The sequence below is a fragment of the Rhizobium sp. Root491 genome (assembly GCF_001427205.1).
GTDB classification, from domain to species: domain Bacteria; phylum Pseudomonadota; class Alphaproteobacteria; order Rhizobiales; family Rhizobiaceae; genus Agrobacterium; species Agrobacterium tumefaciens.
This window is the reverse complement of the sequence record NZ_LMFF01000017.1, coordinates 610,319-627,190: the sequence shown is the minus strand read 5'-3', so window position 1 is coordinate 627,190 and position 16,872 is coordinate 610,319. Positions and strand designations below refer to the sequence as shown.

General features: G+C 58.9%; 16 protein-coding genes. 14 read left to right on the top strand and 2 right to left on the bottom strand.

Annotated elements, in window-relative coordinates; translation table 11 throughout:
• Positions 1–37 precede the first annotated feature (37 nt).
• The 12 genes from ASD46_RS22935 to ASD46_RS22880 all read left to right on the top strand — a co-directional run bounded on the left by ASD46_RS22935 (position 38) and on the right by ASD46_RS22880 (position 13,858).
• Entirely contained in the window at positions 38–778 is a 741-nt protein-coding gene (locus ASD46_RS22935) for a response regulator (RefSeq protein ID WP_060642758.1), read from the top strand.
• Positions 775–2,091 (top strand): ATP-binding protein, encoded by a 1,317-nt coding sequence (locus ASD46_RS22930; protein ID WP_060642757.1) that lies wholly within the window; start codon positions 775–777, stop codon positions 2,089–2,091. Before ASD46_RS22935 ends, ASD46_RS22930 begins: the two co-directional genes overlap by 4 nt.
• Before the next feature lie 145 nt (positions 2,092–2,236).
• Entirely contained in the window at positions 2,237–2,653 is a 417-nt protein-coding gene (locus tag ASD46_RS22925) for an organic hydroperoxide resistance protein (RefSeq protein ID WP_019566319.1), read from the top strand.
• 436 nt (positions 2,654–3,089) lie between these two features.
• Positions 3,090–3,899: a cyclase family protein gene (locus ASD46_RS22920; protein ID WP_060642756.1), complete on the top strand. Its 810-nt coding sequence runs from the start codon at positions 3,090–3,092 to the stop codon at positions 3,897–3,899.
• 756 nt (positions 3,900–4,655) lie between these two features.
• Positions 4,656–6,533 (top strand): TRAP transporter large permease subunit, encoded by a 1,878-nt coding sequence (locus ASD46_RS22915; protein ID WP_013761236.1) that lies wholly within the window; start codon positions 4,656–4,658, stop codon positions 6,531–6,533.
• Positions 6,534–6,598: 65 nt separating this feature from the next.
• Positions 6,599–7,609 carry a TRAP transporter substrate-binding protein gene (locus ASD46_RS22910; RefSeq protein ID WP_060642755.1) on the top strand — a complete coding sequence of 337 codons (1,011 nt, stop codon included), beginning with the start codon at positions 6,599–6,601 and terminating at the stop codon, positions 7,607–7,609.
• A 76-nt stretch (positions 7,610–7,685) separates the two neighbouring features.
• Positions 7,686–8,489, top strand: a complete 804-nt coding sequence (locus tag ASD46_RS22905) for an SDR family NAD(P)-dependent oxidoreductase (protein ID WP_035199177.1) — start codon at positions 7,686–7,688, stop codon at positions 8,487–8,489.
• 1 nt (position 8,490) lies between these two features.
• Positions 8,491–9,354, top strand: a complete 864-nt coding sequence (locus tag ASD46_RS22900; protein WP_060642754.1) for an IclR family transcriptional regulator — start codon at positions 8,491–8,493, stop codon at positions 9,352–9,354.
• Entirely contained in the window at positions 9,351–10,520 is a 1,170-nt protein-coding gene (locus ASD46_RS22895) for an acetyl-CoA acetyltransferase (RefSeq protein WP_003517520.1), read from the top strand. Before ASD46_RS22900 ends, ASD46_RS22895 begins: the two co-directional genes overlap by 4 nt.
• On the top strand, positions 10,517–12,157 hold the full coding sequence (locus ASD46_RS22890; protein ID WP_060642753.1) for an acyl-CoA synthetase: 1,641 nt from the start codon (positions 10,517–10,519) through the stop codon (positions 12,155–12,157). Before ASD46_RS22895 ends, ASD46_RS22890 begins: the two co-directional genes overlap by 4 nt.
• A gap of 31 nt (positions 12,158–12,188) precedes the next feature.
• The gene (locus ASD46_RS22885; RefSeq protein ID WP_060642752.1) at positions 12,189–12,968 is read left to right on the top strand and encodes an SDR family NAD(P)-dependent oxidoreductase; all 780 of its coding nucleotides are present in this window, start codon (positions 12,189–12,191) and stop codon (positions 12,966–12,968) included.
• On the top strand, positions 12,965–13,858 hold the full coding sequence (locus tag ASD46_RS22880; protein ID WP_060642751.1) for a PCC domain-containing protein: 894 nt from the start codon (positions 12,965–12,967) through the stop codon (positions 13,856–13,858). Before ASD46_RS22885 ends, ASD46_RS22880 begins: the two co-directional genes overlap by 4 nt.
• A gap of 38 nt (positions 13,859–13,896) precedes the next feature.
• Here ASD46_RS22880 and ASD46_RS22875 read toward each other — a convergent pair whose 3' ends face one another.
• Together ASD46_RS22875 and ASD46_RS22870 are read right to left on the bottom strand one after the other, a co-directional pair.
• Positions 13,897–14,304, bottom strand: a complete 408-nt coding sequence (locus ASD46_RS22875) for a PPC domain-containing DNA-binding protein (protein WP_003508265.1) — start codon at positions 14,302–14,304, stop codon at positions 13,897–13,899.
• Complete coding sequence (locus ASD46_RS22870; RefSeq protein ID WP_060642750.1) at positions 14,291–14,857, bottom strand: hypothetical protein; 567 nt, start codon at positions 14,855–14,857, stop codon at positions 14,291–14,293. The genes ASD46_RS22875 and ASD46_RS22870 overlap by 14 nt, the downstream gene beginning before the upstream one ends.
• A gap of 161 nt (positions 14,858–15,018) precedes the next feature.
• On the opposite strand from ASD46_RS22870, the gene ASD46_RS22865 reads away from it, so the two are divergent.
• Positions 15,019–15,537 (top strand): Lrp/AsnC family transcriptional regulator, encoded by a 519-nt coding sequence (locus ASD46_RS22865; RefSeq protein WP_060642749.1) that lies wholly within the window; start codon positions 15,019–15,021, stop codon positions 15,535–15,537.
• 529 nt (positions 15,538–16,066) lie between these two features.
• Entirely contained in the window at positions 16,067–16,855 is a 789-nt protein-coding gene (locus ASD46_RS22860; RefSeq protein WP_003517566.1) for a GntR family transcriptional regulator, read from the top strand.
• The last annotated feature ends 17 nt before the right edge of the window (positions 16,856–16,872 follow it).

The following is a 16,872-nucleotide window of genomic DNA, read 5'->3' as shown; positions in this document are numbered from 1 at the left end:
CGGGCCACTCGAACCGTCCGGACGACGAAGGCATCCAATGGACCATATCGACCATATTCTCGTCGTGGACGACGACAGGGAAATCCGGGAGCTGGTCTCCAGCTACCTGAAGAAGAACGGCCTGCGTACGAGCGTGGCGGCCGATGGACGGCAGATGAGAAGTTTTCTCGACGGCAATACCGTCGATCTCATCGTGCTCGACGTGATGATGCCTGGCGATGACGGGCTAGTTTTATGCCGTGAGCTGCGGGCGGGGAAACACAAAGCCACGCCGGTGCTGATGCTGACGGCCCGCGATGACGAGATGGATCGCATTATCGGGCTCGAAATGGGCGCCGACGACTATCTGTCGAAGCCCTTCGCTGCCCGCGAACTTCTTGCGCGGATCAAAGCCATTCTGCGCCGCACGCGGATGCTGCCTCCCAATCTGCAGATCAGCGAGGCCGGGCAGCTCCTGACCTTTGGTGAGTGGCGCCTCGACACGGTGGGCCGTCACCTGCTCGACAGGGAGGGCACGACCGTGGCCTTGAGCGGCGCTGAATACCGGCTCCTCAGGGTCTTCATCGATCATCCCCAGCGCGTCCTCAACCGGGACCAGCTGTTAAATCTCACGCAGGGCCGCGATGCCGAACTTTTCGACCGGTCGATCGATCTTCTCGTGAGCCGCGTGCGCCAAAGGCTGGGGGATGACGCGCGCGAACCCGTCTACATCAAGACGGTGCGGGCGGAAGGCTATGTCTTTGCGGTGCCCGTGGAGATTTCGGAGCCGAGGTTATGAACGGCCCACGCCTGCTCGCCGGCTGGTGGCCGCGCTCGTTGCGGTCCAGACTTTTCATCATCCTGTTTGCGGGCCTTGCCATTGCCTACGGTCTGTCGTTCAGCATCCTCTTTGCGGAACGATATATGTCGGCAAAGGCGGTCATGCTCGGCACTCTTGAGCAGGATCTGGCTGTATCGATCGCCATAATCGACCGCCTGCCTGCGGAAGAGCGGGCGCAATGGGTCCATCGCCTGAGCCGCAGCAATTATCAGCTCGTCCTCGGCCCGGGTGTTCCAGGTGTTTCCGACATGTCCGGCCGCGGCGCTGAAATTGCGCAGAGGATCGAGGAGGCCGCAGGACACCGTTTCCCCGTCAAGGTCGAATCCATTCCCGGCGACGGCAAGCGGCTTCAGGCGCATCTGACGCTATCGGACAGCTCACCCCTGACAATTGACGTGACACCGCGCGGCGTGATGCCCTTGGCGGAATGGCTGCCTTATGTCTTCGCCGCTCAGATGGCGCTTCTTGTTCTTTGCACCTGGTTTGCAGTGCGACAGACGACCAGACCGCTCAGCGCGCTGGCTGCGGCAGCCGAAGCGTTAGATCCGGGGGAAAAGGGGTTGCCGATGAGCGAGAGCGGCCCAAGCGAAGTTGTCCACGCCGCCCGCGCTTTCAACGCGATGCGCGATCGCGTCGCCCAATATCTCGAGGAGCGGGTCCAGATTCTCGCGGCGATTTCGCACGACCTGCAGACGCCCATCACCCGGATGCGGTTGCGGGCCGACATGGCAGACGATACGCCGGAAAAGGAAAAGTTGGTCAGTGACCTGCGTGAAATCGAACGTCTAGTACAGGATGGTATCGCTTATGCACGCAGCGCTCATGGCAATGGCGAGAAATCCTCACGTATCGATCTGGCCTCTTTCATCGACAGCATAGCCTACGACTATCAGGATACCGGAAAAGCAGTCACGGTTGACGGTATGGTGCGCGGCACAGTATCGACAAAGCCACATGCCCTGCGAAGAATCCTGACGAACTTGATAGATAACGCACTCAAATTCGGGGGCAGTGCGGAAATCAAGGTCGACCGGCGCACTGAAGGCACCGTGGTCATCACGGTGCTCGATCGTGGGCCGGGCATCCCCGACGAGATGCTGCAAAATGCCATGCAGCCCTTTTTCCGGATTGAAACATCGAGAAACCGCGACACCGGCGGAACAGGACTCGGACTTGCGATCGCGCAGCAGCTCGCCGGAACAATCGGCGGCTCGGTGCGCCTCTATAACAGGCAAGGCGGCGGGCTTGCAGCCGAGGTGGCTTTTGCCTGAGAGGGACGCAGGTCAACGATAACCAGTAACAACGATACTTTTCGATACAGTTTTGCAGTTTCCGGAAACATGCCGGATACGCCGATCCGTCACAAAGCTCCTATCACGAAACGCCGCAGCAGCGGCACAATGAAAGGAGCCTCCCGTGACCAAGATCGAGACTGTTCTTTATACCGGCAAGACCCACACGACCGGTGGGCGCGACGGATCGGCGCAAAGCGATGATGGCGCGCTTGGCATCAAGCTTTCCCCTCCGGGCAGCGGAAAGCCGGGCACGAATCCCGAGCAGCTTTTTGCGGCAGGCTGGTCGGCATGTTTCATCGGCGCCATGACAAAGGCGGCGGCAAAACACCAGCTCCGGCTTCCAGCCGACACCACTGTCGATGCGGAGGTTGACCTCGGCACGACGGGTGGCGAATTCTTTCTGCAGGCTCGCCTGTCGGTCAGCCTGCCCGGTATCGATCGTCCCATCGCGCAGACGATAATAGAAGATGCCCACCAGATCTGCCCCTATTCGAAGGCAACCAGGGGGAACATCGATGTTACGCTCATTCTCGCTTAAGCCGATGGTTTCCGCCCGCGTCCTTGTCATCGCCGTCGTGTTTGCGGCGATATTTGCAGTACCATGCGTATATGACTCAACATCCGACGAGCCCTCGCCGCTTGCGGGACTTCTGGGCGCGGTTTCATCGATCTGACCTCAAGGAAACGGCTCGGCGCCCCGCCGCGGCCGTTTTCGCATTCACTTCTTCCTTCCATCCCTTTTGACAACGCCATGGCGTTGCGCAACGCCCTGCGGCAAGCGGATAATCTGTCCACCACCCTTTCACGATATCGGAGACCGGCCTGCCGGTGGGCAAGCGGGTACTGCCTATGGACGCCGGGCTGCCGAAACCGCCATCTGAACACGGGTCAAAAATCAGGGAAGTTCATGTCTTGCTTCACTCCATCGTTGCGCTACGGTTGTGATCAGGGATTTTCAATGGAGGGACTAGGGAATGTGCAACCATTGCGTGATCGAGAACGTGAAAAAGAACATGCTGTCGCGACGCTTGTTGTTCAAGGGCGCCGTGGCCGGTGTAACGGCGATGACGGCTGGCAGCCTCGCGGCCCCGGTACTTGCGCAAACACCCAGACAGGTCATCGATCTCACACATACATATGACTCCACGTTCCCTACATTCGATGGCAAGCCGGGCATAGAATACGAGTGGGCAGCTCAGATCGCCAAGGACGGTTATCAGCTCCATAAACTCACGATCTACGAACATACCGGAACGCATATTGACGCACCGTTCCACTTCAGCGCCGACGGGGCGAGTGTCGATCAGTTGGAACCGCAGAAACTTGTCGCGCCGCTGGTCATCGTAGACATCACAGACCGCGCAAAAGAGGATGCCAATTCCACGATCGAGGCCGAAGACATCGAGCGCTGGATATCCGCAAATGGCGACATTCCGGCAGGTTCGATCGTCGCTCTGCGCTCCGGCTGGGCAACCAGAGTAAAGAGCCCCTCCTTCCGCAATGACGACGCCGGAAAATTTGCCTTCCCCGGTTTCGGCAAGTCGGCAACCGACCTTCTGCTCAAGCACGATACGGTCGCAATCGGTGTCGACACGCTCTCGCTTGATCCTGGCAACTCCGCCGATTTCGCAGTTCACAATTCCTGGCTGCCGGCAGGGCGCTACGGCATCGAAGGCCTCAACAACCTTGAGGCTTTGCCGGTAAGGGGCGCGACAATCGTCGTCGGCGCGCCTGCACATCGCGGCGGAACGGGTGGTCCGGCCCGGATTCTGGCTCTGGTCTGAACGTAGTACGCCGGGGCGCCCCCGCATGCAGTAGCCGCTTACCTGCCGCATCAGATCAATCCGCTCAGCATCCGCCGCGGTCGCAAAGGAAAGGCTGGGCGACGCGTCGCCCCGCGCTTGCCAGGAAGAATTCCAAGCGGTGACGTCGCGAAGAACATATCCCCTTGTAACATAACGTTACGTCAAGAAACCACCGTAAGGGAAGGTTTCGATAGATAATCGACGCCTGTATTGCCGTTTAGGGAGGGCTCAGGCGCACCACCGTCACTTTTTCCTTTTGCGCCCAGCGGTCGTCACGTCGCAGCTCTTCCCACCCCCGCCAGTTAAGGCCAGGCAGACATGTTTTCCGGCTCTCTGTAACGCGACGCGGGCGTCCCGGATGTCTGGCGACCTGCTCTAATCGGTAGGCACGATTTGCATTGACTGGCCTTTGAACGAGGTGCCGCGCTGCAAGGCGATCATGAGGAATGAGGGCTCCAATCAAGTATGATCCACTATATGGACCTTATATATGCGCAAATTAACTGCATAAATCCGTCTATTTACTGTTGATTTCATGAATTTTCCTGTGTATCCCGAATACATGATTTTGTAACGGTCCATATTGTGGAGGCAGTATCCCGATACATTCAGACCTTTGGAGGGGTCTGGCCTGTCTGGCAACAACAGCTATCCTGATGTCGCGGTCGTGGCACGGACATCCTGTTTTGCAGACATGTTCATTGCGAAGGTTGTTCTGTGGGAGAGGAGGCCCCGATGACCATGACCGCAAACGCGAATGACGACGTATTTGTACTCGATGGCGAACTGTTGCACACCGGACAGGTAACAGGCTCCTGGTTCATGCGCCCCATCGAGGCCGTGGCGGCGGTGCTGCTGGCGGTGATGATCGGCCTGCTTCTGCTGGGCGTGACGTCACGTTATGCCCTGCATCTACCGATTGTCTGGATCGATGAAACGGCGTCCTTGTGCTTTCTGTGGTTTGCCATGCTGGGCGCGGCAATCGCCATCGATCGCAGTGAACACCTGCGCCTCACGCTGTTTCTCAACATGTTCCCGCAACGTGTTCTGGGCTATATCAATTCCCTGGCACTGGTGCTGGTGGCGACATTTCTTGCGGCAATCATCAAGCCCGCCATGGAATACGCCATCGAGGAGTGGGTGGTCACGTCAGCGGCGCTGAATATTCCGATGTCGTTTCGCGCTGCGGCGCTGCCGGTCGGCGCCTGTCTTATGCTGCTTTTGGTGCTCAACAATCTCTTCCGACGAGAAAATCTGCGCGATATCATTGCGGCCCTTGTAACGGTCGCGGTTGCCTCAGGCCTGCTCTATCTGGCATCGCCGATGCTGGAATCCCTCGGCAATTTTAATCTGGCGATCTTCCTCGGCCTGTTCGTTGCGGTATTTCTGGTGCTGGGTGTTCCGATTGCCTTCTGCTTCGGCCTTGGAACCCTCGCCTATCTGACCTTCACCACCTGGGTTCCGACCATTGTGATGATCGGGCGCATGGATGAGGGCATGTCCGGCATCATTCTGTTGTCAGTGCCAGTCTTCGTGCTGCTCGGCTGCGTGCTCGATGCAACCGGCATGGGTAAGGCGATTGTCGAGCTTCTGTCCTCGATGTTTGGCCACATTCGCGCGGGCATGTCCTATGTTCTGCTCGGTTCTCTGTTTCTTGTCTCCGGCATTTCCGGCTCCAAGGTTTCTGATATGGCAACCGTCGCACCGGCGCTGTTTCCGGAAATGAAGCGCCGTGGCCATAAACCCAAGGAAATGATCGCGCTTCTGGCCACCGGCGCCGCCATGGCCGATACGGTTCCGCCCTCAATCGTGCTGATCGTTCTGGGTTCGGCGGCAGGTGTGTCTATTGCCGGCCTCTTCACCTCCGGTTTCATGATTGCAATGGTACTGCTTCTGGTGCTGGCCGTTCTGGCCCGCTGGAAGGCGCGGGATGAAAACATGGAAGGCGCAAAGCGCACGCCATGGCCGCAGGTCGGCAAGGCAGCCCTGATTGCCGCACCGGCGCTCGTTCTGCCCTTCCTCATCCGCAGCCTGGTGGGCGGCGGTGTCGCCACGGCAACCGAAGTATCCACTATTGCCGTGCTCTACGCCATGATCGTCGGCGCAGTGCTTTATGGCGGCATCAGCCTCAGGAAGCTTTATTCGATGCTGGTTGAGACGGCAGCCCTTTCAGGGGCGATCCTGCTGATCCTCGGCTGTGCGTCGGCCATGGCCTGGGGGCTGACGCAGAGCGGCTTTGCTTTCCAGCTGACCGCGATGATTACCGATCTTCCGGGCGGCTGGATGACCTACATGGTCGTGTCGATCCTGATTTTCATGATCCTGGGCTGCGTCCTGGAAGGACTGCCAGCAATCGTTCTGCTCGCGCCGATCATGTTCCCGATCGCCCGCACGCTTGGCATCAATGACATTCATTATTCGATGGTCGTGGTGGTCGCCATGAATATCGGCCTGATGGCGCCGCCCATCGGTATCGGCTTTTACATCGCCTGCAAGATCGGCAACGTGTCGCCGGACGAAGCCATGGGTGCCATCTGGCCCTATCTCGCAGCCATGATCATCGGTCTGCTGCTGATTGCAGCAATCCCCGGATTTTCGACCATTCTGCTCTGAGACCGTGGCGGGTCCGCCCGCCACGCCCATGAATGATACCTGCTTTATTTTGGGAGGAGAAAGCAATGAATATCAACAGACGTACCATACTCGCCGCCGCCGGTTCCGCCGTACTGGCCACCGCCTTCGTGTCGCGCGCCCGCGCTGCCCAATACAATTATAAATATGCCAACAATTTGCCTGCAGCGCACCCGATGAACATTCGCGCCAAGGAGGCCGCTGAGCGCATCGCCAAAGAGACCGATGGGCAGGTCAATATCAGCATCTTCCCCAGCAGCCAGCTGGGTGCCGACACAGACGTTTTGAGCCAGGTGCGCTCCGGAGGCGTTGAATTCTTCACGCTTTCGCCGCTGATCCTGTCGACGCTGGTACCGAACGCCTCCATCAGTGGCATCGGTTTCGCCTTCCCGAACTACGAGTCCGTATGGGCGGCCATGGATGGCGATCTCGGTAAATATGTCCGTGGCGAAATTGCCAAGCAGAATCTCGTTGCCATGGACACCATCTGGGATAACGGCTTCCGCCAGATCACCAGCGCTTCCAAGCCCATCGCCACGCCGGCCGATCTCGAAAGCTTCAAGATCCGCGTGCCAGTGAGCCCGCTCTGGACCTCTATGTTCAAGGCGTTCAAGTCTGCCCCTGCCTCGATCAATTTCGCCGAGGTCTATACTGCACTGCAGACCGGTGTGGTCGATGGCCAGGAAAATCCGCTGGCGATCATTTCCACCGCGAAGCTGTTCGAGGTGCAGAAATTCTGCTCGGTCACCAATCATATGTGGGACGGGTTCTGGTTCCTCGCCAACAAGCGCGCCTGGGAGCGTTTGCCGGATGACCTGCGCGCCATCGTCGCCAAAAACCTCAACCAGTCGGGCAAGGATGAACGCGCCGATGTGGCGAAGCTCAATGCCTCGGTCAAGGAAGATCTGATTTCCAAGGGCATGACCTTCAACGACACGGATGCGACACTCTTCCGCGCCGCGCTGAAAGAGGCAGGCTTCTATTCCGAGTGGAAGGGCAAATACGGCGATGAAGCCTGGGCCATTCTTGAAAAGGCCGTTGGTGCAAGCCTGACCTGACCGGCCCGTTGAGTAACTGGCCCCGCCCGTAGCGGGGCCAACCCGACTATGTCTGACGATTGGAATGGAGACTGCTTTGACAGGTCGCCTGACGGGAAAACGCGCGCTTGTGTTTGGCGCAGGATCATCGGGGCCGGGTTTTGGCAACGGCAAGGCTGCGGCGGTGCAATTTGCCCGCGAAGGCGCGCGCGTAGCCTGTGTCGACCTCTCCGCTGACGCAGCCGAAGAGACGGCTGAGATCATTCGCGGAGAAGGCTTGGAGGCGATTGCGGTTGCCGCCGATGTCACTGAACTACAGTCCGTATCGGCCACCGTTGCCCGCACCTGCGAGGCCTTTGGTGGCATCGATATTCTGCACAATAATGTCGGCGTGACCCATATGGGCGGGCCGATTGAGCTGGATGAGGAAAGCTTTCGCGCCTCGGTCGATCTCAATATCGGCTCCGTTTATCGCACCTCCAAGGCTGTGTTGCCGGTGATGTTGGCGCAGGGCGGCGGGGCCATTATCAATATCTCGTCGCTCGCCTCCATTCGCTGGACCGGCTATCCCTATTTTGCCTATTACGCCATGAAGGCAGCTGTAAATCAGGCGACTGTGGCGCTGGCCATGCAATATGCTCGGCAGGGCATTCGCGCCAATTGCATTCTTCCGGGAATGATCGACACCCCACTGATCTACAAGCAGATCAGCAATCAATATGCGTCTGTCGAGGAGATGGTGGCGGCGCGCAATGCGGCTGTCCCGGTGGGTCGCATGGGCGATGCCTTCGATATTGCCCGCGCCGCCGTTTTTCTCGCATCTGATGAGGCTAAGTTCATCACTGGCGTCTGTTTGCCGGTCGATGGCGGGCAAAGCTGTGCGGTGGGGGCGTTTTCCTGAGATGGCAGCAACAACAACGATCCCGGTAGAAAAAGATCTGACGGGCGCGCGCGCGGTGGACCGGGCTCTGGCGCTGCTCTCCATGGTCGGGAGGCACGCAGAACGCGGCGTGGCGCTTTCGGTCATCGTGACAGAGAGCGGACTGAACAAGCCCACGGCCCGCCGCCTGCTGCTGGCTCTGATCCGTGCCGGCCTTGTGGAGCAGGATGAGGAAACGCGGCGTTATTACCTCGGCGAAGAAACCTATGTGCTGGGCAGCCTGTCATCGCGCCGGTTTGGCCTTCTTCAAATGGCGCAGGACGGCCTGACGCGCATTTCCCGCCGCTCGGAGGATTCGAGCTTCCTTTCCGTGCGCCGTGATACATTTTCCCTGTGCCTTTACCGCGAAGAAGGCACCTGGCCGGTGCGCACCCATGCACTTCAGGCCGGTTTCGAACACCCCTTAGGTATTGGTGCGGGTTCGCTCGCCATGCTGGCGGCGCTGCCAGACGCCGAGGTGGAAAGTATCATTGCGGCCAATAGCGGGCTGATTGCCGCTAATTATCCCGGTATAACGCTTGAGGGCCTGCGCCGGGATGTCGAGTTGACGAGAGCCAATGGCTATTCGCTCAACCCCGGCCTGATCCTTTCTAATTCCTGGGGTATTGGCGTTGCCATCCGCGCGCCTGATGGCGCTGTGGCGGGAGCGCTGAGCATTGCCGCTGTGGACAGCCGCATGCGGCCGGAGCGCCAGCCGGAACTGGCAGCGCTGCTGCGCGAGGAAGTAACCCGCATCGAGACACGCATCGCAGAAATGATGGCCAGCCGCGCCCGCACGCGCGGTGAAGGCGACACGAAACGGCAAACGAGGAGAACGAGCAAATGAGCAAAGCGCAGATCGTCGGCTGGGCGCATTCGCCTTTCGGCAAGTCGGCCCTTGAAAATACCGAGCAACTGATGGCTTCGGTCGTGGCGCCGGCCATAGACCATGCGGGCGTCGATGTCAGCGATATCGACGGCATTTTCGTCGGCGTAATGAACAATGGCTTCTCGAAACAGGATTTTCAGGGCGCCCTGGTAGCGATGGGCGATGAGCGCCTCGCCTATACGCCGGCAGTGCGTTTCGAAAATGCCTGCTCAACAGGATCGGCCGCCCTCTACAGCGCCATGGACTTCATCGAAGCCGGGCGCGGCCGCATCGCACTCGTTGTCGGCGCCGAAAAAATGACGGCGCTGCCGACCGCAGAGGTGGGCGAAATCCTGCTCTCCGCCTGTTACCGTGCGGAGGAGGCCAATATTCCCGGCGGGTTTGCCGGCCAGTTCGGCCGCATCGCCCAGGCATATTTTCAACGTTATGGCGACCGCTCGGAAGAACTGGCGATGATTGCCGCAAAGAACCACGCCAATGGCGCGGTCAATCCCTATGCCCATATGCGCAAGGATTTCGGCTTCGATTTCTGCAATACGGTTTCGGACAAGAACCCCTACGTCGCAGGCCCGCTGCGCCGCACCGACTGCTCGCTGATTTCTGATGGCGCTGCCGCGATCATTTTGGCCGACGAGGAAACGGCAGCCACACTCAACCGCGCCATCGGTTTCCGGGGCCGCAAGCATGTCAACGACATCATGGCATTGAGCCGTCGCGATCCGTTGGCCTTCGAAGGCGCGCGCCGCGCCTGGGCCGGCTCGCTGGAACTTGCCGGCGCAACGCTCGACGACCTCTCGTTCGTTGAAACGCACGACTGCTTCACCATTGCCGAACTTATCGAATACGAGGCCATGGGGCTTGCGAAGCCCGGTGAAGGATATCGGGTTGTCCAGGATGGAACGGCGCTGAAGACCGGACGCCTGCCAATCAACCCATCGGGTGGATTGAAATCGAAAGGTCATCCCGTCGGAGCGACCGGCGTTTCCATGCATGTCATGGCGGCGATGCAATTGATGGGCGAGGCAGGCGACATGCAAATTCCCAATGCCTCCCTGGCTGGCGTGTTCAACATGGGGGGCACGGCGGTTGCCAATTACGTCTCGATCATGGAGCGTGTGAAATGACGATGCAAAGTGCCGTGCAGCATCCCGCGGGCGGGGTTGCGCCCTCCACCACGCGGGTGATGAACCTCTCGCATTTCCTGACGCAGGCGGCACGCCGCAACCCGGACCATATCGGTTTCGTCTGGGGTGAAAAGACTTGGAGCTGGGCTCAAATGGAAGCCCGCGTCGACGCAATGGCCCATGCGCTGGAGACTGAATTCGGCGTCAAAAAGGGGGACCGCATTCTGGTGCAGTCCTCCAACAACAACCAGATGTTCGAATCCATGTTCGCATGCTTCCGCGTGGGTGCTGTGTGGGTGCCGACCAATTACCGTCAATCGCCCGATGAAGTTGCCTATCTGGCGAAGGCCAGCGGCGCACGCGGCATGATTTGCGCCAGTGCTTTTCCCGATCATGCAAAAGCCAGCCATGAGGCAAGCACGATCGATTTCAGCATCGCCATCGGCACGGCTGAGTTCGGTGAGGATTACGACGCCATCGTGGTCCGTCATATGGGGCACAAAGTCAAAAGCCAGGCAGTGGATCGGGATGACCCGTGTTGGTTCTTCTTCACCTCGGGCACCACCGGCCGGCCCAAGGCTGCAGTGCTTACCCATGGCCAGATGGCGTTCGTCATCACCAACCATCTCTGCGATCTGATGCCCGGCACCGGACCGGACGACGCCTCCATCGTCGTTGCCCCGCTTTCACACGGTGCGGGCATTCACCAGCTGGTGCAGGTGGCGCATGGCGCGAAAACCGTGCTGCCGGCGGCGGAAAAGCTCGATGTGCCCGCCGTCTGGGCGCTGATCGAAAAATGGCATATCACCAACGCCTTCACTGTACCGACCATTCTTAAAATGCTCGTCGAAGACCCCTCTGTGGATAGTTTCGATCACTCCTCACTGCGCTATGTCATCTATGCCGGCGCGCCGATGTATCGCGCGGACCAGAAACGGGCGCTTGCAAAGCTCGGCCCGGTGCTGGTGCAATATTTCGGCTTGGGTGAAGTCACCGGTAACATCACCGTGCTGCCGCCTTCTTTTCATAACGCCGAGGACGGTCCGGAAACGCGTATCGGCACCTGCGGCTTCGACCGCACCGGCATGGAAGTGCAGATCCAGAACGATGTGGGCGAGGAAGTTGGCGCAGGCGAAACCGGCGAAATTTGTGTAATCGGTCCCGCCGTTTTCGCCGGCTACTACGATAATCCCGAGGCAAATGCCAAAGCCTTCCGCAATGGCTGGTTCCGCACGGGCGACCTTGGTCATCGCGATGAGAACGGCTTCCTCTACATCACCGGGCGCGCCTCCGACATGTATATTTCCGGCGGCTCGAACATCTATCCGCGTGAAATCGAGGAAAAAATCCTCATGCATCCGGATATCAGCGAGACTGCGGTTCTGGGTGTGCCGGACGCGGTGTGGGGCGAGGTCGGTGTGGCCGTTTGCGTGGCCCGCGAGGGCGCGGATATCGCCGCCATCGATCTGAAGGCCTATCTGGAAGGCAAGATGGCCCGCTACAAGCTGCCGAAATCAGTGGTGTTCTGGGATGCCATGCCGAAATCCGCCTACGGCAAGATCACCAAGAAAATGATCCGCGAGGAACTGGAGAAACGCGGTCAGATGCCCGCTTTCGAAGAAAAGCGGACAGGCTGACAGGCGTGACATTCAATCGGGAGGAGACGGTATGACACAAGAGAAAACAGGGACAAAAGGGGCCGTCGCGATAACCGGCGGTGCATCCGGCATCGGCTTTTCCACTGCGCGGCTCCTGATGGCGCGCGGCTGGCAGCCATGGTTGCTGGATCTCAAGCGCGAGGCGCTGGATATAGCCTGCGAAAAGCTCGGTATCGATCTCTCGCGCGGCATCGTCTGCAACGTTGCGGACGAGGCATCGATAGAGATGGCTTTCGCCGCCCTGACCGCGGGAGATTCCGATCATGCGGTTGATCTGGTCGCCGTCGTCAACAGCGCCGGCATCGGTATCGACAAGCTGTCCGTCGACACAAGCGTCGAAGAATTTCGCCGCATCGTTGATGTCAATCTCGTCGGCAGCTTCGCGGTAGCGCGCACTGCCGCACGTTACTGGCTGGAGCGCGATATTTCTGGCTCGATCGTGAATATCAGCTCTGTTTCCGGCATGTGTGGAAATCGTGGCCGCAGCGCCTATGGCGCTTCGAAAGGCGGCGTCAATCTTTTGACGATGGTAATGGCAAACGAGCTGGGGCAATCGGGCATTCGTGTCAACGCGATTGCGCCCGGTCCGGTCGATACCCCCCTCACCCAGGCGGTTCATACTGAAGATGTTCGCGACCAATGGCATAGCCGCGTTCCGATGCATCGCTATGGCAGGACGGACGAGATCGCCTCTGCCGTGGCTTTCCTCGTGTCGGATGACGCAAGCTACATCAACGGACAGGTGCTCGCCGTGGATGGGGGCTTCATTACCGCGGGGCTTGCGGTATGACGGAGACAGGCACGCAAGAGCTTCACCGCCACATCGTCCATCCCGGACCGACAACGCCTGAACGCTTTCGCGCCGTCGGCTGCCATGCCTATCCTGTTACTCTGACGGTCCGGCCCGGCGTAAGCGCCAATGAAGCGATTGCCGATGCCTTTGCGGAGTTGGGGTTCGAAGGTGGTTACGTCAGACTGAAGAACGTACCGATGAAACGGCTGAATTATGTCATGCCGGCAGCCGCACCGGATGACGCACATGCCGCATGGTATAGCGAAACCTTTTCCATGCCGGGTGGCACAATCATCGATGCCGGCCTGCATATGGGCCGGCGTGATAGCGCGCCGTTTCTGCATTGCCATGGTTCATGGAAGAGTGCCGACGGCGTTGTCTCCATGGGGCATCTGCTGCCTTTAGAGACCGAATTTGCTGTAGAAACACCGCTTGAAGCTCTGGCGCTGGATGGAGCGATCCTCGATGTGCAAAAGGATGAGGAAACCAATTTCCCCCTTTTCACACCCATCGCGCAGCAGCGCCGCCAGAAGGGTTCGGGTCTTCGGGCACTTTTATGCACAGTGCGCCCCAATACCGATATATGCACGGCACTCGAAGAGGTCTCTACCCAGTTTGGCCTGCGAGAAGCCGAAGTCAATGGAATTGGCAGCCTGGTCGGTGCGGATTATGAAGACGGAACAAGCCTCACTGCCTACGCGAGCGAAATCCTCATAAGAAACGGCCGTATCGCCACGGCCGCGTCGGGAGACCGACAAGCAATGCTGGATATTGCGATGGTGGACCTCACCACACATATCAGCGGCGGGCGGCTGGTGCGCGGCAAGAACCCGGTCTGCGTTACTTTCGAGCTACTTCTGACCGAAAGACAGGGGCGCGCCGCATGAGTTGCGCTGAGCAACTCACCGGCCCGCCTGACGACAACTCACGCCGCCTGCGGCTTTTCCGCAGGCAACCACTCTTCCAGCGTCACTTCAAAAGTCATGCAAACCGGGTTAGCTCCGGCGATAAAGGGACCGCCATAAACCGAGCCTTCGGTATCGGCGACGACACCGGTCAGCGAGGCGCGCAGCGAGCCGTCCGGCTGGGCACGCACTTCGCCGGCAATGGAGACGATTTCCACAGCGGGACCGCGTATCTGCAAGAACGCGCCGCTTCGGGTGCCGAGACAGGCATCGACAAGACTACCCAGCGCGCCGCGCACAAAGGCATTTCTGAAACCTTCGGCAAGACACAGCTTTTCGACACCGAGAACAAGGTCTTCATTGGGTGCGATGCGGGCATAGGCCACACGCCCCATGGATCCGATTTCGACAGTGTTATGCGTGTTCATCGGCGCGCTCCGAACGGTTCCTGGGTTGAAGAAGGGGAATGTTGGTTTCGGGGTCGAAGGACTGCTGCAGCACGAAACTGTCGAGTGACGTCACCAGGGCGGAAACGCCGCTCTCGCCAACAATACAGGATTCAGTCAGCAGATGGCCGCCCTTGACCACACCCGCCGCGGTGCGCATGGCGGCATGGCAATGGACGATCGGCTCGCCCTTCATGCTGCGCCCGAGCGTAGCATTGCCGAACACAAGCCAGGCCGCACCGGCGTCGATCGGTTTCGTATAGGCAATGACCGCCTTGCCGGAAGGGTCGGGCGGAGCGACGCAATAGGACAATATGTCGAAATAGCCGCCAAGAATGGTGAGCGAGGCATTCTCAATGCCGTTTTCAAAAAGCGGCTGCACGATTCCATCATAAAGACTGCGGCCCGCCGCGATGAACAGCCGCACGTGGCGCGCGGATGGCGAGTGCAGGCTGTTGATGCGCACGGGCGAGGAAATGCCGGGGTGGATCAACGTTCTAGGCCTTGGAAAATGATGTTGTTCTACGGGTGCCACGCCTGCTCCTCCCTGCTGCCTGTACCTTGCAGTACGGTACTTAAAAATCAGCGGAAGGTGCTTTCGAATGCCAGCGCCGAACCGCCCGTCTGAAAACATTTCTTTCGCAGTCTGCCGCAGTGACGGCAGGTTTTTTGCAACGTATTGTGTGGAGACAGGGGATGACGAAACCGCTGGACAGAATTGACCGCAAGATATTGCGCACCCTGCTGGAGAACGGCAGGTTGAGCAATGCGGAGCTTTCGGAAAAGGTGGGGTTGTCGCCCAGTCCCTGCTGGCAGCGTGTCAAGCGGCTGGAAGACGAAGGGGTCATTCGCGGCTATACCGCCATTCTCGATCAGGCCAAGCTTGGACTGAGCGAAACTGTTATCATCGAGGTGATGCTGGAGCGCCACGACGACGAGGTTCTGGAACGCTTCGGGGAAGCGATGGCCGCTCTTCCGGAGGTGCTGGAAGCCTATCTGACGACAGGTGAGTATGATTATCTCATCAAGGTGGCGGTGGCAGGAACCGCAGGCTACGAGCAGTTTCTGCGCCGGAAGCTCTACAAGATCGAGGGTGTACGCCACTCCCGATCCTGTTTCGCACTTAAATGCCTCAAACACACATTATCAGTCGTACCCGATCCCGAACCTCCATCAATGGCAGCGACCGGGACCGGCCGCGTGCCGGCAAGATAGCGGCAGCGGATTGCGAATGGCGTACCTGAATGAGCTGCGTGGCCGCGGAGCCGAGGCAACAACAGCCACTGCCGAAGCATTGACGTGATTTTGCCAGAACGGTGGCTTGGGCGTTGTCAATGCTGGTAAGCTAGCAAGCTCGCAAACCGCAATCTCAAAACAGGCTTGGTATTCTGCGCCCGTGCGGCAACGCCATTGATCAATATTATATATATTACACGGCAGCTAGTGATAATAATCTGACCACGACAAGTTAATCCCGGGGCGATTTGTACGCCATACGGACAGGGCGACGAGCCGGCGGATGGTCAAGCCGCAAAGGCCAATGCCAGGCGCCAGTTGCTTCAAGCCACCCAGCACTCACCTCCAAGAATAGCAGGCCACCATGTGTCACGGCGCGCCTTGATGTGTCGAGAAATTATTCGGCCCGTATTATTCAACCGCCAACACGAGACTGCCCAGGGCTTGACTCGCGGAAAATCAAAAGATATGTCACTTTCAATTCTAATATATCAGTTAGGCATTTGATATGTCTGTTACCCTTGAATTTCCATCGTTACCGCTGTCCGAACTCGTCACCCCCCAAGACCTGCCGGCTGACGGAAACATGACCAACAGGATCCATGCCTTACTTCGCAAACTGATTGTCGAGGTGAAGCTGCTCCCAGGGCGGGCGCTGTCGGAAAAGGAGATCGCGACACTGCTGCATGTCAGCAAAACTCCGGTCCGCGAGGCAATCATTCGCCTTTCCGAAGAAGGTTTCGTGACTGTCGTGCCGCAAGGTGGCACCTACATCTCGCCGATCGACGTTCAGCGGTACATGGAGGCCTGTTTCATTCGATTCAAGCTGGAAGAAGGCGCTGTGATCGAGGCAACCAAGCGGCATTCGCTGGAAGACATCGCACGGCTGAAAACCTGTCTGTCGCAGCAGCGCACTGCCGCCGCGGATGAGGAATTCACTAACTTTTTCCTGCTCGACGAGGAATTCCACCGCACGATCTTTTCAGCAGCTCGCCTTCCTGGAGCCTGGAGCGTCGTAAATCAGGCGAAAGGCGAAATGGACCGAATGCGACACCTGAAGCGCGTTTTTGCAGTCCGTCGCACCGAGAAGGTTATCGAAGAGCACGAAGCAATCGTGAACTCAATCGAATCCGGCGATGTCGAAGCCGCAAGAGAGGCCGTACAGCGCCACCTCGGATCACTCGAAACCAAAATCGCAGAACTCTCCAAGAACCCGAAGATCTGGACCTTCATCGAGCAGGTCAACACGCGCGTCACGAGGAAGCGCGCTTCACGGGGGCAGAAGACGCCTGACTGAACATTCAAGGCTTTTGA